The 22,501-nt window shown below is 35.9% G+C and carries 20 protein-coding genes; 9 read left to right on the top strand and 11 right to left on the bottom strand.

Annotated elements, in window-relative coordinates:
• Positions 1–318: 318 nt before the first annotated feature.
• Together FW781_RS17455 and FW781_RS17450 are read right to left on the bottom strand one after the other, a co-directional pair.
• Positions 319–1,947 carry an acyl-CoA carboxylase subunit beta gene (locus FW781_RS17455; RefSeq protein ID WP_149388571.1) on the bottom strand — a complete coding sequence of 543 codons (1,629 nt, stop codon included), beginning with the start codon at positions 1,945–1,947 and terminating at the stop codon, positions 319–321.
• Between the two features lie 284 nt (positions 1,948–2,231).
• A complete protein-coding gene (locus FW781_RS17450; RefSeq protein WP_149388570.1) occupies positions 2,232–2,753 on the bottom strand; it encodes a GNAT family N-acetyltransferase in 522 nt (173 codons plus the stop codon).
• A gap of 172 nt (positions 2,754–2,925) precedes the next feature.
• Between FW781_RS17450 and FW781_RS17445 the strand changes: the two genes are divergently transcribed.
• Genes FW781_RS17445 through FW781_RS17435 form a run of 3 tightly spaced genes read left to right on the top strand, consistent with a single transcriptional unit; the run spans position 2,926 to position 5,654 of the window.
• Positions 2,926–3,804, top strand: a complete 879-nt coding sequence (locus FW781_RS17445; RefSeq protein WP_149388569.1) for a DMT family transporter — start codon at positions 2,926–2,928, stop codon at positions 3,802–3,804.
• Positions 3,805–3,820: 16 nt separating this feature from the next.
• A complete protein-coding gene (locus tag FW781_RS17440; RefSeq protein WP_449386660.1) occupies positions 3,821–4,900 on the top strand; it encodes a putative type IX sorting system protein PorV2 in 1,080 nt (359 codons plus the stop codon).
• Between the two features lie 10 nt (positions 4,901–4,910).
• Positions 4,911–5,654 carry a hypothetical protein gene (locus tag FW781_RS17435; RefSeq protein ID WP_149388567.1) on the top strand — a complete coding sequence of 248 codons (744 nt, stop codon included), beginning with the start codon at positions 4,911–4,913 and terminating at the stop codon, positions 5,652–5,654.
• Between the two features lie 439 nt (positions 5,655–6,093).
• Here FW781_RS17435 and uvrC read toward each other — a convergent pair whose 3' ends face one another.
• Both uvrC and FW781_RS17425 read right to left on the bottom strand, forming a co-directional pair.
• Positions 6,094–7,890 carry an excinuclease ABC subunit UvrC gene (gene uvrC / locus FW781_RS17430; RefSeq protein ID WP_149388566.1) on the bottom strand — a complete coding sequence of 599 codons (1,797 nt, stop codon included), beginning with the start codon at positions 7,888–7,890 and terminating at the stop codon, positions 6,094–6,096.
• An 86-nt stretch (positions 7,891–7,976) separates the two neighbouring features.
• Positions 7,977–8,738: a hypothetical protein gene (locus tag FW781_RS17425; protein WP_149388565.1), complete on the bottom strand. Its 762-nt coding sequence runs from the start codon at positions 8,736–8,738 to the stop codon at positions 7,977–7,979.
• 130 nt (positions 8,739–8,868) lie between these two features.
• Here FW781_RS17425 and hutH point away from each other — a divergent pair, with 130 nt between their 5' ends.
• The 4 genes from hutH (at position 8,869) to FW781_RS17405 (ending at position 12,888) form a co-directional block, all read left to right on the top strand.
• Positions 8,869–10,362, top strand: a complete 1,494-nt coding sequence (gene hutH / locus FW781_RS17420) for a histidine ammonia-lyase (RefSeq protein ID WP_149388564.1) — start codon at positions 8,869–8,871, stop codon at positions 10,360–10,362.
• Between the two features lie 75 nt (positions 10,363–10,437).
• On the top strand, positions 10,438–10,815 hold the full coding sequence (locus FW781_RS17415) for a DUF2059 domain-containing protein (protein ID WP_172625755.1): 378 nt from the start codon (positions 10,438–10,440) through the stop codon (positions 10,813–10,815).
• A gap of 63 nt (positions 10,816–10,878) precedes the next feature.
• Positions 10,879–11,325, top strand: coding sequence for a GNAT family N-acetyltransferase (locus FW781_RS17410; protein WP_149388562.1), 447 nt, complete (start codon positions 10,879–10,881; stop codon positions 11,323–11,325).
• A gap of 81 nt (positions 11,326–11,406) precedes the next feature.
• Entirely contained in the window at positions 11,407–12,888 is a 1,482-nt protein-coding gene (locus FW781_RS17405; RefSeq protein ID WP_149388561.1) for a S8 family peptidase, read from the top strand.
• 71 nt (positions 12,889–12,959) lie between these two features.
• Here the strand turns inward: FW781_RS17405 and ygiD are convergent, their stop codons facing one another.
• Together ygiD and FW781_RS17395 are read right to left on the bottom strand one after the other, a co-directional pair.
• The gene (ygiD, locus tag FW781_RS17400) at positions 12,960–13,787 is read right to left on the bottom strand and encodes a 4,5-DOPA-extradiol-dioxygenase (protein ID WP_149388560.1); all 828 of its coding nucleotides are present in this window, start codon (positions 13,785–13,787) and stop codon (positions 12,960–12,962) included.
• An 85-nt stretch (positions 13,788–13,872) separates the two neighbouring features.
• On the bottom strand, positions 13,873–14,385 hold the full coding sequence (locus tag FW781_RS17395) for a YceI family protein (protein WP_149388559.1): 513 nt from the start codon (positions 14,383–14,385) through the stop codon (positions 13,873–13,875).
• Between the two features lie 339 nt (positions 14,386–14,724).
• On the opposite strand from FW781_RS17395, the gene FW781_RS17390 reads away from it, so the two are divergent.
• Together FW781_RS17390 and FW781_RS17385 are read left to right on the top strand one after the other, a co-directional pair.
• Complete coding sequence (locus tag FW781_RS17390) at positions 14,725–16,863, top strand: S9 family peptidase (RefSeq protein ID WP_149388558.1); 2,139 nt, start codon at positions 14,725–14,727, stop codon at positions 16,861–16,863.
• A gap of 341 nt (positions 16,864–17,204) precedes the next feature.
• Positions 17,205–18,230: an LLM class flavin-dependent oxidoreductase gene (locus FW781_RS17385; RefSeq protein ID WP_149388557.1), complete on the top strand. Its 1,026-nt coding sequence runs from the start codon at positions 17,205–17,207 to the stop codon at positions 18,228–18,230.
• 44 nt (positions 18,231–18,274) lie between these two features.
• Here FW781_RS17385 and FW781_RS17380 read toward each other — a convergent pair whose 3' ends face one another.
• The 5 genes from FW781_RS17380 to FW781_RS17360 all read right to left on the bottom strand — a co-directional run bounded on the left by FW781_RS17380 (position 18,275) and on the right by FW781_RS17360 (position 22,435).
• Complete coding sequence (locus tag FW781_RS17380) at positions 18,275–18,784, bottom strand: hypothetical protein (protein ID WP_149388556.1); 510 nt, start codon at positions 18,782–18,784, stop codon at positions 18,275–18,277.
• 9 nt (positions 18,785–18,793) lie between these two features.
• Entirely contained in the window at positions 18,794–19,441 is a 648-nt protein-coding gene (locus FW781_RS17375) for a pirin family protein (protein WP_149388555.1), read from the bottom strand.
• Between the two features lie 137 nt (positions 19,442–19,578).
• Positions 19,579–20,313, bottom strand: coding sequence for a dioxygenase family protein (locus FW781_RS17370; RefSeq protein ID WP_228720224.1), 735 nt, complete (start codon positions 20,311–20,313; stop codon positions 19,579–19,581).
• A gap of 357 nt (positions 20,314–20,670) precedes the next feature.
• The gene (locus tag FW781_RS17365; protein WP_149388554.1) at positions 20,671–21,345 is read right to left on the bottom strand and encodes a LytR/AlgR family response regulator transcription factor; all 675 of its coding nucleotides are present in this window, start codon (positions 21,343–21,345) and stop codon (positions 20,671–20,673) included.
• A 4-nt stretch (positions 21,346–21,349) separates the two neighbouring features.
• Positions 21,350–22,435 (bottom strand): sensor histidine kinase, encoded by a 1,086-nt coding sequence (locus FW781_RS17360; RefSeq protein ID WP_149388553.1) that lies wholly within the window; start codon positions 22,433–22,435, stop codon positions 21,350–21,352.
• Positions 22,436–22,501: the final 66 nt, after the last annotated feature.

The following is a 22,501-nucleotide window of genomic DNA, read 5'->3' as shown; positions in this document are numbered from 1 at the left end:
TCATAACGCATCATTCATAATCCGTCTCGTCCCCTAGCCCCGATAGTAATGGTTACCCCGCAGCTTGCGTAGGAGAGCTGCAGGGTTGCAGGGTTGGAGAGCTTTAGCGTGAGGAGTATGAATGGATAGCGGGAGAAGGCTCCTAGAATTTTTATAAGCTCTTTAGATAACTATTTTTTCTGTTGATATAGTATGTATGTATCATAACTAGTGTTCCTTATACATAATTTTGGGGTATATTGTAAAAATATAAACATAAATAAAAACACGGCTATCTCAAATTGAAATAGCCGTGTTTATTTTATAAATATATTGCGATCAGACTTGAATAACTCCTAAATTGAATTTCTCAGTAATAGGAGCGTGATTAGCCGCTTCAATCCCCATAGAAATCCATTTTCTTGTATCTGCAGGGTTGATGATAGCATCTGTCCATAATCTTGCTGCTGCATAGGTAGATTCGGTTTGTTTCTGATATTTTTTTGAAATTGTATCCAGAATTTCGTTGTGTTCTTCTTCAGTAATTTCTTTTCCTTGTTTCTTTAATGTGGATTCCTGAATCTGAGCAAGTACTTTTGCCGCCTGTGCTCCTCCCATTACGGCCAGGTCAGCCCAAGGCCATGCAACAATTAATCTTGGGTCATAGGCTTTTCCGCACATTGCATAATTTCCTGCTCCGTAAGAGTTCCCTGTAATGATAGTGAATTTAGGAACTACAGAATTGGAAACAGCGTTTACCATTTTGGCTCCGTCTTTAATGATACCGCCATGTTCAGACTTTGAGCCTACCATAAACCCGGTAACATCCTGTAAGAAGATTAAAGGTATTTTTCTTTGATTGCAATTGGCAATGAATCGGGTTGCTTTATCTGCAGAATCTGAATAGATCACTCCACCAAACTGCATTTCTCCTTTACCGCTCTTAACAAGCTTTCTCTGATTGGCTACAATACCTACAGACCAGCCATCAACTCTGGCTGTTGCACAGATAATACTTTTGCCATAATCTGGTTTGTATTCTTCGTATTCGGAGTTGTCTACAATGCATTTAATAATTTCGTAGGTGTCGTATTGCTCAGCTCTCGAAGCTGGCATAATTCCGAAAATATTTTCAGGATTTTCTTTTGGCGGGAAGCTTTCTATTCTGTCAAAACCTGCTTTTTCAGTAGTTCCGATAGACTTCATGATGTTTTTGATTCTGTTCAAAGCATCTTTATCATCCTTGGCTTTATAATCTGTCACTCCTGAAATAGAACAGTGAGTGGTGGCACCACCCAATGTTTCATTGTCGATACTTTCTCCTATAGCTGCTTTTACCAGATAGCTTCCGGCAAGGAAAATAGAGCCTGTTTTATCTACAATCATGGCTTCATCACTCATAATAGGAAGATAAGCTCCGCCGGCGACACAACTTCCCATTACGGCAGAGATCTGGATGATTCCCATAGAGCTCATTTTAGCATTATTTCTGAAAATTCTTCCAAAATGTTCTTTATCCGGGAAGATCTCATCCTGCATAGGCAGATAAACACCTGCGGAATCTACCAGATAGATAATTGGAAGTTTGTTTTCCATTGCAATTTCCTGTGCTCTCAGGTTTTTCTTTCCTGTGATAGGAAACCATGCACCTGCTTTTACAGAAGCATCATTGGCAACAATGATACATTGTCTTCCGGAAACATAGCCAATAACCACTACAACTCCTCCGCTAGGGCATCCTCCATGCTCCTTATACATTTCGTATCCTGCAAATGCTCCTACTTCTATGGAATCTGAATCTTTATCGAGAAGATAATCTACTCTTTCTCTTGCTGTCATTTTTCCTTCATCACGAAGCTTTTGAAGCCTCTTCTCACCACCTCCTTTTTTGATCTCAGTGAGTAAGCGATTTATTTCAGATAATTTTAATCTGTTTTGATCTTCTCGTTTATTGAATTCAATGTCCATAAAATTTTTAATTTTTTACGCTTAAAGATACTATTTTTATGAGGAATATAAATACGAAGTAAAACAGTTGTTTAATACTTTGGTTTCTAGTAAATTGTGAAATTTTTAACTAAAAAATATTTTTAAATAATTTTTATTTTTTCTAACTTTACACTAGAGTAACAGAGGTGATATTCTCTGCAAAATACTCTAAGTTCCTAGTTTATTTTTTTAATAGTTTATTATTTGAAGGCCCTGAAAGTTTAACAAATTTTCAGGGTTTTTTATTGCTGTTTGTGCGATAGCTAGTAATACTTTCTATATTCTACAATATTCAGGTCGATAAGATGATTCTTGTTCTTTTTATATTTCTTAGCAGGAATAAAGCCTAATTTTTCCGGGATTTTTCTGCTGGCTATATTGTCTTCATCTACAGGATATAAGATATACTTAAAAGTGAAATTCTTTTCCAGGAATTCTATGAGGGCTATTATGATCTCAGTGCCAAGTCCTTTTCCCTGAGAACTTTTTTTTAACCACAGGCCGAGTTCAACAAATTCTTCTGTTATATTATGAATACCACAACATCCTGTAAAATCACCATCAGAATCCAGGACAGCCATCACAAGATCTGTGTTTTGTGACAGAGTCCTTTTAGATTCATTAACAAAGTTGATGATATCCTGTCGGTTACCTTGTGGGTTAAAAGGCATGTATCTGGTCACCTCATTTGTAAAATGTTCTAAAATATCATCTATGTATAAGTCTTCAACAGGTCGTAAGGTTAAACGCTTTGTTTTGATTTCAATAGTTGGGCTTAATATCATACTGTAATTTTTGATCTTTTTATTAAATGAATAAAAGAGGTTCTGTATTAGGTGAAAAACAATCAAAAACTTTATTTATCATCTTTTTATTAATGTAAATTTATATTTTTTTGTAAGATTTATAAAAGCGTATTTGTAAATTTGCACGTTAAAAATTCAAAGGAGATAGGTTATGCATAAATTGGCGCTTTTCAGATTACACTTAATTGTATTTTTGTGGGGATTCACCGCAATTTTGGGAAAATTGATTCATGCCAATGCACAGATTCTGGTATTTTACAGAATGCTCTTTGCTTCTGTTTTTCTTTTCGTATTCATCAGAGTTTTTAAAAAGGAAAGTATAAAAGTTTCCAAGAAAATATTTTTTCAGCTGGCAGCAATAGGTTTTGCGATGGCTCTTCATTGGTATTGCTTTTTTTATTCTATCAAAGTTTCCAATGTTTCTATTGCATTAAGCTGTCTCTCTTTATCTACCCTTTTTGCCTCAATTCTGGAGCCTATTATTTTTAAAAGAAAAATAGATATTTCTGAAGTCATTATGGGAACAGTCATTGTTGCCTGTATACTATTGATCTTTAAAACGGAATTTCATTTTAAAGAAGGTATTATTTATGGAATCCTTTGTGCTGTATTCGGGACTATTTTTTCTGTTTTTAATGGTAAAATGTTTGGTAAAACGAGTTCAGGAAATATTATTTTTTATGAAATTTTCTGTGGTTGGTTCATTTTAATGATATTTTATTTGCTTTCGGGGCAAATTTTTCAGATGAATGAAATAAACTACCGGGATTTGGCGTTAATATGCTTGTTAGCTAGTGTTTTCACTGCTTTTCCCATGTTAGAATCGGTGAATTTAATGAAGTATATATCACCTTTCACTTTAATTTTAACAGTTAATTTAGAACCTGTCTACGGAATTATACTAGCTTTTTTTATCTTTGGGGAATCAGAACATATGAGCCCTATATTTTATATTGCTTCAGGAGTTATGATACTGGCTATCATTGTTAATGGATTAATTAAAGCCAGAAAAACTAAAAACTTAAACTAAGCATCAAATTTATATGATGAAAAAATATCTTTTACTTGCATTTTCACTGCTGTTTGGGCTGTCTCAATCTCAGATTATCAGGAAATATTCCAATGAATTCTTAAATATCGGAGCCGGAGCAAGAGGTCTTGCAATGGGTGGGGCAGTAATTACCAATCAGGATGATGTATATTCTCCTATGTGGAACCCTGCAGGTTTGATGTCCATTGAAAGAGACTGGCAGGGTGCAGCCATGCACGCAGAATACTTTGAGTCTATCGCAAAATACGACTATCTGGCGTATGCAAAAGTACTTGAAGAAGGTGTTTTTGGTGTTTCAGTGGTAAGACTAGGTGTAGATAACATTTTGAATACTACCCAGATGATTGACTCTGAAGGAAACATTGATTATGATAAAATCACTAAATTCTCTCAATCCGATTATGCTGCCATCCTTTCTTATGCGTTCAGGCCCGGAGGAAATCCAAAATTGGATGTAGGGGTAAATGCTAAAATTGTTTACAGAAATGTAGGTAAATTTGCAAGTGGTTATGGTTTTGGTTTTGATGTAGGTGCTATTTATAAAGCAGATAACGGATGGAAGTTTGGAGGTATGGTAAGAGATATTACGACTACCGTAAACTTCTGGAGCATCAATCAGAAAGAGCTCTCAACCGTTGTTAACGGAGAAGAATTCAACCCGGCACCTAAAGACAAACTGGAACTTACAATGCCTAAGCTGAATGTAGGGGCCAGCAAATTATTTGAAATCAATAGCAGTGTATATGTATTGCCAGAAGCAGGGATTAATGTAGATTTTGCTAAAACCGCTTCATTGATTTCCTCAGATTTTGCCAGCATCAGTCCTTATGCCGGAGCTGAACTGGGATATCAGAAAATGATTTTTGTGAGATTAGGGATCAACAGATTCCAGTCAATTACAGATATAGAAGATCTTAAAAGAAAAGTTTCTTTCCAGCCAAGTGCAGGTCTTGGGATAAGATACAGAGGGCTTACCCTGGATTATGCAATTACAAATTCAGGAATAGGCGGATCTAATTTCTATTCCAATTTCTTCTCACTGAAACTGGATATGGGAGCATTCAGAAACGATTAAAATTATAGAAATGAAAAAGTTATCAATATTGATGTTGGCGGTAAGTTCAACGATGGTTTTCGCACAAAAGGTTTCAGATTATAAATATGTTACAGTTCCTGAAAAGCTTGAAACTTTCAAGGAAGATTATGGATTAAAGGACTCTTTCATCAAAGCGTTGGCTGGAAAAAAATATATAGTACTTCCGGTAATTAAAGATAATTGGCCTTCAGAAGCAAAAAGTAATTTCTGTAACGTGGTGAATGCTGATGTAATTAATGATAAAAATTTATTTAAAAATAAAGTAATAGTACAGTTTAAGGACTGTAATAACAATTTAATATTGGAATCAAAAGGAGGTTCAAAAATAAAAGAATTTGATGAAGGATTAAAGGATGCTTTAAAAGAAGCTTTAATAAAAGTCCCGCTTTCAAATCCTGTTGCGTTCTTGCCGGCATCCACCAATGGTCAGAATACATCTCCTGAACCTGCTGTATCAGTTGTATCTACAACGGCGGCTCCGGAAGCGAACAGCTACTCAAACGGAAAACTGGATCTTCAAAAAATACAGATTGATCCTAATCAGTTTATTTTGGCTAAATCTGGCAGTTCTGTGCCATTTGCAGCTTTTAAGACAACTTCTAAGAACGCCGTTTTCATCGTAAAACTGGCTGATGGAAATACTACCATTGGATATTTTGAAAATGGGGGTATTGTGATAGATATTCCACAGGCTGACGGAAGATATTCCAAAGAAGTTTTTGTGGCAAAATAATCTTAAAATAATAAAACAATAAACATAAAAGGCTCTTGAAAAAAGAGCCTTTTATAATATATATGCTGATGTGTTTTTCATTTTTTCGAAAGTTTAAAAGGGATTTGTGATTGGGCTTTCTACAAAAAACATATACTATACAACTACAAGAAATAAGTCATCATCTATAATGGTAAATGAAAATGCAGAAAAATTTATAAAATGAGAAAAATTTTCATAGTATTATCGTTATTAGTTGATAACACTAATTTATGAAAAAAATACATATAATACTATTTTTAAAGAAAATATTTATTTATTTGTGTTTTTTATTGTTGTATTTCTGTTGTATTAAATAAATTGTTGGCTTTTTGTCTCTTTTTGATGAAATAGGGAATGGTGGTAAAATGCTATGAAAACTACCATTTGGTTGTGAAAATTTAACTGTTTGTATTACAACTTATCCATTGGCATTAAAAAACTCCCAAATCACTTTAGCTTTACTTTTCCCTAAAATTTCTTCCAGAGTTTCCATATTGGCTTCTTTGATACGTTTTACAGACTTCAGTTTAGACAGAAGCAACTCAATAGTTTTTTCTCCAACACCGGGAATTTCTTCCAGTTCAGATTTAATGGTAGAATTTTTTCTTCTGGTTCTGTGATGCTTTACCCCAAATCGGTGAGCCTCATCACGTACACGCTGTAGAATTTTTAAAGTTTCTGATTTTTTATCCAGATATAAAGGAATAGGATCTTCGGGGAAGAAAATTTCTTCCAGCCTTTTGGCAATACCTACAATGGTAATCTTTCCGTAAAGTCCCAATAATCTAAGGCTCTTTACTGCAGAAGATAGCTGCCCTTTTCCTCCGTCTATCAGAATCAGCTGGGGAAGGTCTTCACCTTCATCAAGCATTCTTTTGTAACGGCGGTAGATTACTTCTTCCATGGTTGCAAAATCATTAGGTCCTTCCACTGTTTTAGGATGGAAAATTCTGTAATCTGCTTTACTCGGTCTGCCGTCTTTGAAAACAACACATGCTGAGACAGGATTTGTTCCCTGAATATTCGAGTTATCAAAACCTTCAATATGTCTCGGCTCAACCGGCATTCTTAGAAGTTTCTGCATTTCGGCCATGATTCTGTTGGTATGTCTTTCAGGATCTATAATCTGAACCTGTTTCAGTTTTTCCAGACGATATTCTTTAGCATTCTTTTCAGAAAGCTCTACAATTCTTTTTTTATCTCCAACCTTAGGAACTATCAGCTTTACATTAGGAATTTCTACAGACAAATGAAATGGCAGCAGCACTTCTTTGGAATCAGAGGAAAACTTCTGACGGATCTCGATCAATGCTTCTTCCATAATATCTTCATCTGTTTCTTCAAGAATCTTTTTGATCTCAGTAGTAAAACTCTGGATGATATTTCCATTTCTGATTTTAAAGAAATTGACATACGCTGCTGTTTCATCACTGGTCATTCCGAATACATCCACATCATCAATATTAGGATTAACTACCGTATTCTTAGCCTGATAATCTTCCAGAATATCCAGTCTTTCCTTAATGATCTGAGCTTGTTCAAACTGAAGGCTGGAAGCCAGTTTCATCATCTGATTGACCAGGTAATCTTTCGCTTTGCGGAAATCCCCTTTGATTATTCCTCGGATAGCATCTATCTTTTCATCATATTCTTCCTTACTTTCAAGATCTTCACACGGGCCTTCACAGTTTTTGATATGATATTCCAGGCAGACTTTATATTTTCCTTCTGAAATCTTAGCCGGAGAAAGATTCAGATTGCAGGTTCTGAGCTTGTAAATATGCTTAATGGTATCCAGTAAGATCTTTGCAGGACGCACTTTTGCATAAGGGCCATAATATTCGGATCCATCTTTAATTACATTTCTGGTCAGAAAGATTCTTGGGAAATCTTCATTCTTGATGCAGATCCACGGATAGGTTTTATCATCCTTCAGCATGACATTATAAAACGGCTGATGCTCTTTAATCAGATTATTCTCCAATAAAAGTGCATCGTACTCACTGTTTACAATTGTCGTTTCCAATCGCTGAATCTTCCCGACCATTATTTTGATTCTGTATCCGGAAAGGTTTTTGTTGAAATAGGAAAGAACTCTCTTTTTAAGATTTTTAGCTTTCCCAACATACAAAAGCTGTTCGTTTTTATCATAATAACGATAAACGCCGGGTTCGGATGGTAAGGTTTTGAGCTGGAGTTCTAAAGAAGGATTCATATAACAAAATTAAGGAAACTTTCCCTATTTAAAAAAATAAAACCTGCAGATGAGTCCGCAGGTTTTATTTTATTGTTGCAAGTATTTTATCCGTTTACCATTGCTGTGTATTCACTTACAAGAAAACTGAAGTAATCCCATTCTACAGAGTTTTTAGGATATTTTTTCATAAACTCGGCATTGTCACCAAAAAGAAAATCGTAATTATCTTCAAAATCATCTTTATGAAGCCACATCACTTTGTTGCCTTTCTTTACATAATAAGATTTGATAACCCCGCCTCCAAGTTGTGGGGAGCCCATTACAGAAAAACCTGTTGTTTCTTTAGCTCTGGGATCGTGATATACTGAAATAATATCATCAAAACCAGGATTGATAACCTGCATTAGAAATTCCTTATCATCTTTTTTGTTCTTTAAGGAAACAGTCTGGTTTACAAAATAGATTCTGTCGTTATTCGTGTTTTTCGTCAGCTTCTTAGTTCCAAAGTTTCTGATATTCCCCATGTATCTGGCCACTTTAGCAATCTTTTCAGCATTGCTTGGATATACATACATCTCGTTGATCTGATCAGCATTGAAAGTAGCATTCTTTTTTGTTATACTGTCTTTGATCGCTACTTCATAGATCTGCCCTTTTTTGGTTTCGATCTTATTGCAGAAACCTTTGTAGGTAGTTCCGTCTTTGAGGATGATTGTAGATGTTTTCTTAGGAGATGGTGTATTAAAACCTTCATTGAAAAGGTAAGTCTCCATTTTTTTGATATCCTCTTTAGAATATTTTACTTTCTGCGCGAAAGCAGTTGTGCTTGCTACACATAAAGCAAGGAGTAGAGTTTTCAGTCTCATGTATTATTGTTTTTAATTTCGGGGCTAAAAATAGTAAAATAATTTCCTTGTTTATATAAAAATATAGAAGATTGAAATTTAGCTTTTCCAATTATTGTTAAATGCGTAATTTTAAGAAAATTTTTTAGAAATGATATACGGAGTAGATGTTTTTACTTTCCATGATGTTCTGGAAATCTGTAAAAAGCCAAATAAAGCTAAGCTTAATAAAGCTGCAAAAGAACAAATTTTAAAATCTCAGAAAAACGTACAGAAAATAGTAGAGTCTGACAGATGTGTGTATGGAATCAATACCGGGTTCGGACCCTTATGTGATACTAAAATATCAGCAGACGAAACCGCTCAGTTACAATATAACCTGATTATTTCCCATGCGGTGGGAGTAGGAAAGCCTATTGATAAAGAACTTTCCAAGATCATGATGATTGCTAAGGTACATGCTCTTTCGAAAGGATTTTCAGGAGTTTCCCTGGAAGTGATTGAAAGAATGATTCTGATGCTTGAAAAAGATATCATCCCGGTAGTTCCTGAACAAGGATCTGTAGGAGCTTCAGGAGATCTTGCTCCCTTAGCACATCTGGTATTGCCTTTATTGGGGTTAGGACAGGTTTGGGAAGGAAATCAGGTTTCCGAAACAATGGAAGTGCTGAACAAACATGATCTTGAACCGTTAGCATTAGGCCCAAAAGAAGGGTTGGGATTGATCAACGGAACACAGTTTATCCTTGCTCATGCAATCAAAGGACTTGAAAAATTTGAATATTTACTAGACCTTGCAGATATGACGGCTGCAATGAGTCTTGAAGCATACAGAGGTTCTGCGAGCCCTTTCAAAAAAGAACTTCATGAGATCAGACCTTTTGAAGGCAGCAAAAAAGTAGCGGCAAGAATGCTTAAATTCTTAAAAGGATCAGAAAATATGAAAGCTCATGAAGATTGTGAGAGGGTTCAGGATCCTTACTCTATGAGATGTGTACCACAGGTTCACGGAGCCAGCAGAAATGCTTTTGAGCACCTTAGAGGGATGGCAGAAACAGAATTGAATTCTGTAACAGATAATCCGATTGTATTAAGTGCCGAAGAATCTATTTCAGGCGGAAACTTCCACGGACAGCTGATGGCTCTTCCTTTAGACTATGCTACACTGGCGGCTGCAGAATTAGGAAATATTTCTGACAGAAGAAGTTATTTATTATTAGAAGGAAAATACGGTCTTCCAAGATTATTGACAGAAAGCTCAGGATTAAACTCAGGATTTATGATTCCTCAGTATACTTCAGCTGCTTTGGTTACAGAAAATAAAACATTATGTTTCCCTGCATCAGCAGACTCTATTCCTACAAGTTTAGGCCAGGAGGATCATGTTTCTATGGGAAGTATCTCAGGAAGAAAATTCAATCAGGTTCTTGGAAATCTTGTGAACATTTTGTCTGTTGAGCTCATGTTTGCTGCTCAGGGACTTGAATTCAGAAGACCGGCGAAATGCTCTAAAGTAATTGAAGAAAACTTTACGATTCTTCGTTCCAAAGTTGCCAAACTTGAAGATGACAGACTGATCGGTAAAGATATGCTGGCTATTGCAGAGCTCATCAATGAGAGAAAGTTTATTGTTGATGTAAAATAAGAAATGAGAAAGGGGATTATTTTATGTTTCTTTTTGCTGGGAATAAATGCTTTTTCTCAGTCAAATGAAGCAAAATTGAAAGAACTGATCACTTTAACAAGATCAGATAAGATGTTGTCTATAGCTTTTCAACAGTTTATGGATCATTATAACAATAGGTATAAAGATCTACCGGATAGTTTCTGGGATGAGTTTAAAAAAGACATGTCATCGGAGAAAATTTTTGCTTTGTACATTCCTGTCTATAAAAAGTATTTTACTGATTCGGAAGTTGATGAGCTCATTAAATTTTATAAAACTCCGGCAGGTCAGAAAATGATTGAAAATATGCCCAACTTAATGAATGATTCAATGAAAATTGGAAGTGATTATGCACAAGCATTAGATAAAAGGGTTAATGATAAATTGAATAAACATTATCACTTTCAAGATCCACCTCCACCAGCTCCATAAAAATAAAAGCTTCCGAAAGGGAGCTTTTTGTTTTCACAACTTCAATTTTTAAATCAAATAGACATGAATGTACTTAGAACAGACTCTACCAATCCAGACTTTCAAAAATTAGTAAAATCTCTTGACGTTACATTAGCAGAACATAATGGTGAGGAAGATGATTTTTTTGCTCAGTTTAATAAAATTGATACGATTAAAAACTGTATTGTAGTTTATATTGATGCTATTCCGGCAGCTTGTGGAGCATTCAAACCATTTTCAGAAGATACAGTAGAAATAAAAAGAATGTTTACCGATCCGAATTTCAGAAAGAAAGGGCTAGGCTCGACTATTGTAAAAGAACTCGAAAATTGGGCGTCCGAATTGAATTTTAAAAAAGCCGTTTTAGAAACTTCTCAGGATCTTAAAAGTGCGATCTCAGTGTACGAGAAAAGTGGTTTTTACAGAATACCCAATTATGGACAATACGTTGGAATAGAGCAAAGTGTCTGCTACGAGAAAGGATTATGATTTAATATTCATGTAATGGTTAATTCATTTTTTAATTCCCGTCAAAGTGTTATATTGTGGAACCAACCAAAATTATAACATATGAAAAAAACTGTATTCCTACTGGCAATATTTTTTGCCTTACACTCGTGTTCCAGAGAAGAACTTCAGAACGAAAATGCAAAAACAGAAATGGCCCAGAAAGATCCACTGACGGCAAAACAGATCAACGAAAGGATCAATCAGGCTATTAAAACGGATGGAACTTTCAATTGGAAGAATGAATCCGATCATTTCGTATGGAGTACTATTTTCCGTGGGAACAAAATGGTATCCATTGGTTTTGGAGCTTCTAAGGATGACTTTGACAGAAGTAAATCCCCGAACAACAGTGAAATGGAAAAAGAGGTCCTTTCTGTCATTAAAAAATATGAAGGAAAAGATGAAAGAAATTTCCTTCTTCTTTCTGATCAATATCTTAATCAGATGGATGTTGTGATTGAAAATGAAGAAACCATTACTGCTCTTCGACAAATGAAAAATATCCGATACGTAGAGCCTGCAGATTATCATTATTTTGAATTCGAGGCTCAATATAATGCCGCTGCAAAATCCTCTGGAAGCGGTTCATCAGGATGTGGTTTTTCATCATCAACATTAAGTACAGCAGACTACACATCTACAACACCAAGCGCAAAAATTCCTTGGGCTTTCACAAAACACAGTATTCCTGAAGCATGGAGCTACAGTACAGGATCAGGTGTTACCATCGGACTTATTGATACAGGAGTTTCTCCGGAACAGACTTTACTGGGAGGAAGCTTTAATAATGGTGCTTCTTCAGGAAGAACAATCAGCAAAGTGGGAGTGTATAATTCAGATGGATCCGGAGATCAGTGCGGACACGGAACAAAAATGGCTTCCGTAATGACAGCCCCGAGAAATAATGCAGGGCTGCCTGTAGGAGTCGCTTATAATGCCAATCTGATCGCTTACAGAGCTGCAGAAAACGTTGTTTTGGAAACTTCCAACGAGCAGACTGCTGTAAAAACGGCTTTTACAGAATTGGGTAACAATACCAGTGTGAAAATCATTTCAATGTCAATGGGACATATATTCTCTGTCGGGAAAATTGAAGACGGTGTTAAATATGCTTATTCTAAAGGAAAACTGATTTTTTGTGCCGGTGGAACTTCTACCAGCTTTACCAGTTTTGTAGGGGTGATTTTCCCTGCATCAATGTCGGAAACTCAGGCGATAACAGGGGTAAAAGAGAATACATCCAATCAGAAATGTGATGTTTGCCACTCCGGAAGCCAGATTGATTTTACCTTTCAGATGGAGAGATCTTCCGGAAATACGGTTCCTGTATTGAGCTATTACAACGGGCAGGCAGACTATGTGGGCGGTTCTTCAGTAGCCACAGCAGCTACAGCAGGAATCGCAGCATTAGTTTGGGCTAAAAACCCATCATGGACAAGAGATCAGGTACTTAATAAAATGAGACAGGCTGCTACTTACTATCCAAATGTTAATTCAAGCTACGGCTACGGAAACATCAATGTGTTAAAAGCAGTACAATAAATAACTACATTATAAAAAGAAAAGGAAATATCTCAGCTGAGGTATTTCCTTTTTTTATAGTAATATCAGAGTTATCCAATCCTTACACTTGTCATACTCAATGAGCCGCCAATAAGCTCGTCATTAAATAAAGTAAGCTCTTCAGACTTATCTTTCAGCCCTAAGGTATAGAGTAAGGGAAGATAATGATCAGGTGTAGGAACAGCATACTGTAAGAAAGCTCCCTGTTTCTGATAATCAATAATATTCTGAAAATTTCCATCCAGAAGCCAGTTGTTGGTTTTTTCACGGGCTTCCACTGCCCAGTCCCAGCCAGCTCCTACTGTATTAATATTTTTCCAGTCGATAAGGCGGAGGTTATGAACAATATTTCCGCTTCCGATAATCAGAATTCCTTTTTCACGCAGCTTATTGAGCCTTTTGGCAAGATCATAATGATACTGCGAAGGTTTTGTATGATCAATACTCAGCTGGATCACCGGAATATCTGCATCAGGATACATATGTTTGATCACAGACCATGAACCATGATCCAGTCCCCAGCTATGGTCTTCTTCCACATCAACCGGGAGCAGAAGTTCTACTGTTTCCCTTGCTAATTCCGGACTTCCGGGAGCAGGATACTGTACATCAAACAATGCTTTTGGGAATCCATAAAAATCATGGATGGTTTTGGGCATATCCATAGCCGTTACAAAAGTTCCGTCGGTATACCAATGGGCAGAAATACAAAGAATTGCATTAGGTTTAGGAATCTCAGAGGCTGCTTTTCGGAAACCCTGTACAAATTGGTTTTCTTCAATGGCGTTCATAGGTGAACCATGACCAAGAAATAAAACGGGCATTCTTTGTGTGTTTTTAAAACTATTGCTTATGTTTTGAAGATCGTTGAGGTTCATAAATTAAATATTGAAGAGTATAAAAAAATAAAAGGTTCAAGGCTTTTAGACAAATCCCTGAACCTTTTATACTATGTGTTATTTACTATGCCTGTTTTACAAACTGTAATTCACCAGCTATCTTTACATCATCGCTTACCATTACACCTCCTGCTTCAAGAGCTGCATTCCAGTTTAATCCAAAATCTTTTCTGCTGATTTTTCCTTCAAAAGAGAAACCTGCTTTTGTATTTCCCCATGGGTCTACATTGATTCCTCCAAAGTCTACATCAAGAGTGATAGGTTTTGTAACTCCGTTAACAGTAAGATTTCCAACAATTGAATTATTTAATGCCTGGGATTCAAAAGTGATCGTAGGATGTACTTCAGCGTTGAAAAATTCTGCAGACTTTAAGTGATTGTCTCTGTCTGTATTGTTTGTGAATACAGAATCGGTCTGGATAGTAGCTGTAGTTTTTGCATTTGCAAAAAATTCATCATCAGAGTCAATTTCAGCGGTGAAAGTTCTGAAGCTTCCTTTTACGTTAGAGATCATCATGTGTTTTACTTTAAAAGTAATTTCACTATGCGTAGGGTCTAAAATCCATTTTGTTGCCATTGTATTTTGTATTTTTTGTTTGTTGTTAATGATGCAAATTTAGGATAGTCAGCATATACGAGTCATTGATATAGGATAAGAAATGCATTTTTTACATCAATAGTCAATTTTGCCTCGCAAGTGAATAGTGAATGATTATATCTGTTTAAAAATAAAAATTGACAAGCGGAGCGGATTGACGATTCACAATTGACTTACTCCAATACCTATAAAATTTCTACTATTAAGTTAAGAAATAATTCCTTTGAATACATAAATTCCATTTTATGAATGTTTTAATTTAACATTTATTAACGGATGATTTTTATTTCTTATTTTTGGTGGATTCAATTTTATACGATGAAATTACATAAATTTTCTTTATTGATGCTGGTTTTAGGCAGTTCAGCATTTGCCCAGACCCAGAAGTTTACCATGGCAGAAGCAGTAAATGGGATGAGAACAAACCTTGCGGTGAAAAATATTTCCCAGTTTTCATGGGTTGCAGACGGAAAATCTTATATCCAGGCTGTGAAAGGGGGCTATCTGATTACAGATTTGAAAACGAACAAACAGGATACGCTGATCTCGTTGAGCCAACTGAACAGAAACCTTTCCAGTGATAAGCTTAAAGCTGTTCCGCCAATTAAATTTACAGGAAATTCCAATGGGTATTTTACTACAGGTGGTAAAATGTCGTGGATTGAAAAATCAGGAAATGACTGGAAAGTAAAAAGTACGGCAACAATTGATGAGGATGCTGCCAATGTAAAAATGTTTGGTGACGGTCAGACTTTTGCCTTCACAGCAAAGAATAATTTATTTGTAAACAGAAATGGAAAAACCATTGCGGTAACCAATGAAGCCAATGAAAATATCATCAGCGGGCAGGCTGTTCACAGAAATGAGTTCGGAATTGATACCGGAATTTTCCCTGCTCCAAACTCTGAGAGTGTAGCGTTCTATAAAATGGATCAGAGCATGGTAGCGGATTATCCGATCATCGACTGGTCTGTAACACCCGCTGTAAATCACAATATCAAATACCCGATGGCTGGTCAGACTTCTCATCAGGTGACATTAGGGGTTTTCAATATTAAAACTCAAGCTACGACTTTCTTAAAAGTGGAAGGTGAAAAAGATCAGTATTTAACAGCTGTTACATGGAGCCCGGATTCAAAATATATTTTTGTAGCAGTTCTGAATAGAGGTCAGAATCATATGAAAATGAATCAGTATGATGCTGTTACAGGAGAATTGGTGAAAACGTTATTTGAAGAAACAGACAGTAAATATGTGGAGCCACAACACCCGCTTACTTTCTTCCCGAATTCCAATACAGATTTCATCTGGCAGAGTCAGAGAACGGGATACAATCATTTGTTCCATTATAATTTAGAAAAGGGACTGGTAGCACAAATCACAAAAGGAGACTGGCTGGTAACAGATATTTTAGGATTCAACGAGAAGAAAAAGGAAATCTATTTTACTTCCACAAAAGAAACTCCTTTAGAAAGACATTTATACAGAATCAACTGGACCAACTTCAAGATGCAAAGGCTGGATAATGAAGAAGGTATGCACGTCGGAACTTTGAGCAGTGATGGAAATTATCTGTATGATGCATACAGCAATGCCAATTCACCAAGAGTTGCCAATATTATCAATACTGCTAATTTAAAATCTACCAACATCCTTACTTCTGAAAATCCATTAAAGAATTATCAGAGACCGGAAATTAAAAATATAGAGCTAAAAGCAGATGACGGAACTCCTTTGTATGGAAAAATCATTCTTCCAACAAATTTTGATCCGAATAAAAAATATCCTGCCATTGTTTATTTATATAACGGACCGCATTTGCAGCTGATTACAAACAGCTTCCCGGCTTCCGGAAACCTTTGGTATGAATATATGGCTCAGAACGGATATATCATCTTCACCATGGACGGAAGAGGTTCTTCCAACCGTGGAATGAAATTCGAGCAGGCTGTATTCAGAAACCTGGGAACTACAGAAATGAACGACCAGATGAAAGGAGTAGAATACTTAAAATCTCTTCCTTATGTAAACGGAGACAAAATGGGAATCCATGGATGGAGCTTTGGAGGATTTATGACGACAAGCTTCATGCTTCGCAAGCCGGATGTATTCAAAGTAGGAGTAGCTGGAGGACCGGTAATAGACTGGAGCATGTATGAGATCATGTACGGAGAAAGATATATGGATACTCCACAGGAAAATCCACAGGGGTATGCAGCGGCTAATCTTTTGGATAAAGTTCAGAATCTGAAAGGGAAATTACTGATGATTCACGGGGCACAGGATGATGTAGTAGTATGGCAGCATTCTATAAAATTCATCAAATCTGCGGTTGATAACGGAGTTCAGTTGGATTACTTTACATATCCGGGACATCCGCATAATGTGATCGGGAAAGACAGAGTGCATCTGATGCAGAAGATTACAGATTATTTTGATTTGTATCTGAAGAAATAATATTATAATCCAGTCTAGCTTTAGGCTGGATTTTTTGTTTCGCTAAAAAAGATTAGGATTTTTTGAAAAACGCAAAGGCGCAGAGTTTATTGAAAAGAGTATGTTTTTAAGACGCAAGGATTTTATCTGCGATAAAATTGTACAGCTCTAATACTATATACACTATATGCACAAATCTTTGATTTTCTTGCGTCTTAAAACAGTATAAAGATAAAAATTCCTTGCGCCTTTGCGTTACCCAACAAAAGTACTATTCATTTCTCTCAATACTTCCGATCTTACCAAACATCAATGTTTTTGATTTTTCAGAGTGGTATTTTTGTATCAGTAAAATCAACAATATGGAATTAGGAATAGGAATGTTCGGTGATCTGGCATTTGACCAGTCAACCGGAAAATATAGAGATGCAGGAATTAAGATCCGTGAAATACTGGATCAGGTAAAATTGATGGATGAGGTGGGAATTGATGTGTTTGCAATGGGAGAACACCACCGTCCGGATTATGCTGTTTCTTCACCGGAAATAGTATTGGCAGCAGCAGCAAGCATTACAAAAAATATAAAATTAGCGAGTGGAGTTACTGTTTTGAGTTCTTCGGAGCCGGTAAAAGTATATGAAGACTTTTCAACACTGGATTTGATTTCTGACGGAAGAGCCGAAATATTTGTAGGCCGAGGAAGTTTCATTGAGTCATTTCCGTTATATGGCTATTCTTTGGATGACTATGAACAGCTATTTGATGAAAAATTAGAATTATTACTGAAAATCAATTCTGAGGAAAACGTAAGCTGGTCTGGTAAACTTCGTGCTCCTATGCATAATCAAACCGTGTATCCAAGAGCAAAAAATGACGGAAAACTTTCAATCTGGAGAGCCGTGGGAGGAACTCCTCAGTCTGTTTTAAGTGCAGCACAACTAGGAATGCCTTTAGTGGTAGCCATTATTGGAGGAATGCCGATTCAGTTTAGAAATCTGATTGAATTTTATAAACAGGAATACCAGAAAGCCGGGCATGATGTGTCGAAGATGCAGATTGCCGTTCATTCGCATACTTTTGTGAGTGATGATCAAAAAGCAGTAGACGGGTATTTCCATAATTATAAATCTCAGATGGATAGAATAGGGGCTTCCAGAGGTTGGGCTCCTTACACAAAGGCTCAGTATGATGGCGGAAGAAGCAAAGATGGTGCATTATTTATCGGAAGTCCGGCAGAAGTAGCCGACAAAATTGCTTATATGAAGGAGATTTTCGGAATTACCAGATTTATCGGACATATGGATGTGGGAGACCCTGCTCATGAAGTGATGATGAAGTCTATTGAATTGTTTGGGAATAAAGTGAAGCCTGTCATTAAAGACTTATAAAATAAAAACCGTTGTTGAATACTCAACAACGGTTTTTTATGGAGTCACAAAAATTTTATTTTCTGATAATAGGCTATGGCTACCTGCGGATGAAAAGGAAGCATAAATGTTTCCCAGCCATTTTCCTTAACTATTTCTTTACTGAGAAGGTATTTGTTGTCGATAATATCGATCAGTAACAGTTCTGGAGAGAAAAAAGTTAGTCCTATTTTATGTTTTGAAGAATCATCAAGGTGAGAAGAAATCAAATCCAGTTTGAAGTTGTCAAACGGGAAAAACGTATTTCCCAGAACATCAGGAATACTTCTGATCATTCCTCCCAGCTGCGAAACATAATTGCTGGCTGCACCACTTAATAAAAAAGGAATTTGCTGTGCCTTAGGATTTTTCTGAAGCAGCTCCCAATAATTCTTTACGGAGTTTTCTTTGTCATCAAAAACCTGATGCTGAATTTTATATTCAAAATACGTGTCATCGAAAACATATCGGTCCCAAACCATTTCAGAATTTTCATCAATAATAATACGGAAGGCGAGTTTTATTTTTTTCATCATTGTATCATTTTAAATTTCCATAAAAAGGATCAGAGCATTTTCACTTAAAGCTTCAAATTCCAATTCTTCAAGCTCCCAGAGAAGAATGGCATCCCTATTTTCCATCAGTCTGTTTTGAAACTCAAAGGCACCGTTGAGAACCATTCCAAAAATAGATTTTTCAGCGTCTTTCAATGCATAATATCCTTCAGCACGTCCATTATAAAGTCCAATGAAATTGGGATGCTGTATCGTTTTTGAAATTTGGAAGGCATTGTTTTTAAGAGTGAAATCCAATTCGTTTTTAGAAAAGGTCTGAGTATTTTCTCCTTTTTTAAATTCAAAAATTAAAAGATCTGATCTGTCATGGTATACCAGATTTTTGATGACAATATTCTTTCCTGCCTGAATATTCAGCGTAAGAGACATTCCGGCGGAAATTGTTTCATAGAAATCAGTGATGATAATCTCTCCATACAAAGGAAGGATAAGAAGGGTTCTCTCCTCATCAAAATTCAATCTCAATTCTCCTTCAATATCCAGAACGACTTCCTTCAAACTAAGCAACGTATGAATCTTCTCTTCATTCTTCAGAATTTCTGTTATCGTACTTTTCTCATTTTCCTGCCAGATTCTGAAATCATTTTTGAAAATTTTTGATGGCGTTTGAACTAACATATTGGTATGATTTAATATTTCCACTAGGCACAGATTGCTGCATTGCTTTTGAGGATGAGTAGCAAATAATTCATATCTATATCAGACCTGTGCTTTGTGGAAATGGGAATAATTACTAGTAAAAAACTTTTCAAAGTTTATCCTGAAACTTTTATAGTATGAGTCAGGGCAAAACCTCCGCTTACATTTCCGGAAATGCTGGACATCTCATTAGAAGTTCCGTCACTGAATACGTTATCATTAGAATTGTATGTATATCCGGTCATTCCTTTGTAACCTGTACTTGCAGCAACCTGTACCACTGCACTGTCACTTCCTTCAGGAAAAGCAATTTGGGTAACCAATAAAGATTGTCCTGCAGAATTATAAATATGAACATGGATATGAGTAGCCCTTCCGTTGTACCAGCCTGGAAATATGGAAGTGAATTTTACCTGACCATTGGAGTCTGTAGTTTGCCTTCCTCTTAAGAAATGAACGGTAGTATAATTGGTAGGCTGCATTCCTGATCCACCATATTCAGAATAATTTCCATCCTTATCGCAGTGCCAGATATCTACAAGTGCACCTTGTAAAACTGTACAGCCGGTATTAACATTTTGTACGGTAATGGTAATTGTAAAAGGAACTCCTGTTCTGTCACTTACAATATTACTTTGAACGAGGGTTGATGGAGATTTTGTAGGAAACGGTCCTTCAGTTTCTGCGTTGGTCACGGAACACCCTGTTGAACCGGATCCGGTAGAAGTACCGGAAGATGAATCTGCAATTTCATCGTCATTTCCGCAATGGATTAAAAGAGGAGCGGCAATGGCAGTTACTCCTGCTAATCCCAGACTTTTCAAAAAACCTTTTCTATTCATTGTTTTCATAATACATGTTTTTTTAAGATTAATACTTTTATGCAGCACGGAGCTAAGAGGATAAGGCTGGAAGCAGGAGGACAGGGAAACCATTGGGAACTATAAAAATTAAGTTATCTGATAAAAAAGTCATTTATCATTTGCTCAATAGTAACTTCTATCTTTTCTCTTCCAGCCTTTTCATATTCCAAAAGTATTTTCAAAAGACCGGGGAGGAAAATTTATGAGGTAAACAAATAAAATGTGTCGGTAAATGGGTGTTTTTTAAGAATTATTAAGAATGTGGACAGGAGTTTTAAGTCGGGGAAAATATTTTTAAAGACATTCAAAACTTCAATCCTCCGGTTTCTATCAGGATTTAAACAATCACTTATTCACAATCTTCATCACAAGATCTTTGTACGTTTCTCCGATAGGGATGATGAAATCTCCAATGTGAATGTTGCGGTTGACAATGGTTTTAATGTTTTGCACAGGAACAATATAAGAACGGTGAACTCTTACGAAATCCTTTTCAGAGAGCTTTTCCAGAATATTTTTCATGGAAGAACGAGCGGTAATCGTTGAATGATTGGTCAGATGAATCTGGATATAATCGTCAAGCCCCTCAATCAGAAGAATATCATTGAAATTGATCTTGTGAAGTTTGTAATCGGCACGTATGGAAAGATATTTTATTTCGTCAGTATCAGCATTGGTTTTTACTTTTTCAACAGCTGCTTTGAATCTTTCGAAAGAAAATGGTTTTAACAGATAATCAATTGCATTGATACTGAACGCATCTACAGCATATTCTGAATACGCTGTAGTAAAAATCACTTTGGTGTTCTGGGAAATGTTTTTATAAAAATCCATTCCGTTTTTAGAAGGCATTTCTATGTCCAGAAAGATGAGGTCAACAGGGAATTTATTAAGATATTTTTGCGCATCACTTTGAGTATTGAAAACCTTTTCAAGAGATAGATTTTCAATTTTTCCGGCATAATTCTCAATGATTTTTAAAGCGAGAATTTCATCGTCAAGGGCAATGGCTTTTATCATAGGCTTACAGTAATTTAATTTTTAAATCAACTTCAAAAGTTTTTCCGTTATTGGCCATGTTCAATGAATGTTTTCCTGGATACATCTGCTGCAAATGCTCAAGAGTATTCTTTAGTCCTACTTTTAAACTTTCTTCATTTGTGATATGATGATTTACAATATTATTAAAAACATTAAAATGAAGCATCTGTTCTTCTATCATTATTTTGACTGTTATTTTTGATTTTTCTTCTGCATTAAAGCCATATTTAAAAGCATTTTCAATGAAATTAACCAAAATAAAAGGGGCAATCTGCAAGTTTTTTGTTTCTCCGGTTTCAGTATAGGAAAAATCAAGGCTGCTGTCTGTCCGTATCAGCTGCAGAGCGATATAATCTTTTACATATTCAATTTCTTTGCTGAGTTTCACCAGATCTTTGCTGCTTTCCTGCACTACATAACGCATAACGTTGGAAAGTTTCAGAATTCCGTTGGGAGTATCATCTGATTTGAGTAACGCCAGTGAGTAGATTGAATTGAGTATATTGAATAGAAAATGAGGTTGCAGTTGATATTTTAAGCTTAATAATTCTGCTTTGGCTTTGGAACGTTCCAACTCTTTTTTCTCAATATTTTTAAAAATAAAAAGAGAAGACAAAAATGAAAAAAGAAAAGGGAGAAGTGATGAAAAAATCATCTGTACATAATAATTATTCCTGTTCTGAAAGTTTCCTTCAGGGAATCTTTCTCTTATTGGAGGCGGTGGCATACTCCCATTGGGATTTTCTGGCGGTGGCTGCATCTTCATAGGAAAATGCTGGACAGACATTCTGTTTTCTGCAGTAAGATAGTTTGGAACAAAAACCATAAGTCCGAAACAAATCAAAAGGCAGATAATAAACGGAATGTATTTCTTTTTACTGTATAATTTTGGAAGAAATAAATTGAGATTGAGATAAAAAAAGATAACTACCAGTACAAAACGGATAAATTCTCTCTGAAATGGGGAAACCTTAAAGACAGATAATGTTCCGTCAAAATCAGGAGAAGCAACAACAGGAATTGTTAAAAGTAGCAGAATAAGGATGATATGTTGCCCAATTTTTTTCACGCAGTATAATGAATTAAAATACAGTTCTTTTTCTAAATTCAAATGTAATAAAATGATATAAAAAAT

The sequence above is a fragment of the Chryseobacterium panacisoli genome, assembly GCF_008274625.1.
GTDB lineage: Bacteria > Bacteroidota > Bacteroidia > Flavobacteriales > Weeksellaceae > Chryseobacterium > Chryseobacterium panacisoli.
This window is presented reverse-complemented; position numbering and strand designations above follow the sequence as displayed.

Bases quoted from the DNA above. Each gene is read 5' to 3' on its own strand.
- FW781_RS17375 (WP_149388555.1), bottom strand. From the start codon at position 19,441: ATGTTAGTTCAAACGCCATCAAAAATTTTCAAAAATGATTTCAGAATC.
- FW781_RS17425 (WP_149388565.1), bottom strand. From the start codon at position 8,738: ATGAGACTGAAAACTCTACTCCTTGCTTTATGTGTAGCAAGCACAACT.
- FW781_RS17370 (WP_228720224.1), bottom strand. From the start codon at position 20,313: ATGAAAACAATGAATAGAAAAGGTTTTTTGAAAAGTCTGGGATTAGCA.
- FW781_RS17450 (WP_149388570.1), bottom strand. From the start codon at position 2,753: ATGATATTAAGCCCAACTATTGAAATCAAAACAAAGCGTTTAACCTTA.
- FW781_RS17410 (WP_149388562.1), top strand. From the start codon at position 10,879: ATGAATGTACTTAGAACAGACTCTACCAATCCAGACTTTCAAAAATTA.
- FW781_RS17440 (WP_449386660.1), top strand. From the start codon at position 3,821: ATGAAAAAATATCTTTTACTTGCATTTTCACTGCTGTTTGGGCTGTCT.
- ygiD (WP_149388560.1), bottom strand. From the start codon at position 13,787: ATGAACCTCAACGATCTTCAAAACATAAGCAATAGTTTTAAAAACACA.
- FW781_RS17445 (WP_149388569.1), top strand. From the start codon at position 2,926: ATGCATAAATTGGCGCTTTTCAGATTACACTTAATTGTATTTTTGTGG.
- FW781_RS17365 (WP_149388554.1), bottom strand. From the start codon at position 21,345: ATGATAAAAGCCATTGCCCTTGACGATGAAATTCTCGCTTTAAAAATC.
- hutH (WP_149388564.1), top strand. From the start codon at position 8,869: ATGATATACGGAGTAGATGTTTTTACTTTCCATGATGTTCTGGAAATC.
- FW781_RS17380 (WP_149388556.1), bottom strand. From the start codon at position 18,784: ATGATGAAAAAAATAAAACTCGCCTTCCGTATTATTATTGATGAAAAT.
- uvrC (WP_149388566.1), bottom strand. From the start codon at position 7,890: ATGAATCCTTCTTTAGAACTCCAGCTCAAAACCTTACCATCCGAACCC.
- FW781_RS17390 (WP_149388558.1), top strand. From the start codon at position 14,725: ATGAAATTACATAAATTTTCTTTATTGATGCTGGTTTTAGGCAGTTCA.
- FW781_RS17385 (WP_149388557.1), top strand. From the start codon at position 17,205: ATGGAATTAGGAATAGGAATGTTCGGTGATCTGGCATTTGACCAGTCA.
- FW781_RS17455 (WP_149388571.1), bottom strand. From the start codon at position 1,947: ATGGACATTGAATTCAATAAACGAGAAGATCAAAACAGATTAAAATTA.
- FW781_RS17395 (WP_149388559.1), bottom strand. From the start codon at position 14,385: ATGGCAACAAAATGGATTTTAGACCCTACGCATAGTGAAATTACTTTT.
- FW781_RS17435 (WP_149388567.1), top strand. From the start codon at position 4,911: ATGAAAAAGTTATCAATATTGATGTTGGCGGTAAGTTCAACGATGGTT.
- FW781_RS17405 (WP_149388561.1), top strand. From the start codon at position 11,407: ATGAAAAAAACTGTATTCCTACTGGCAATATTTTTTGCCTTACACTCG.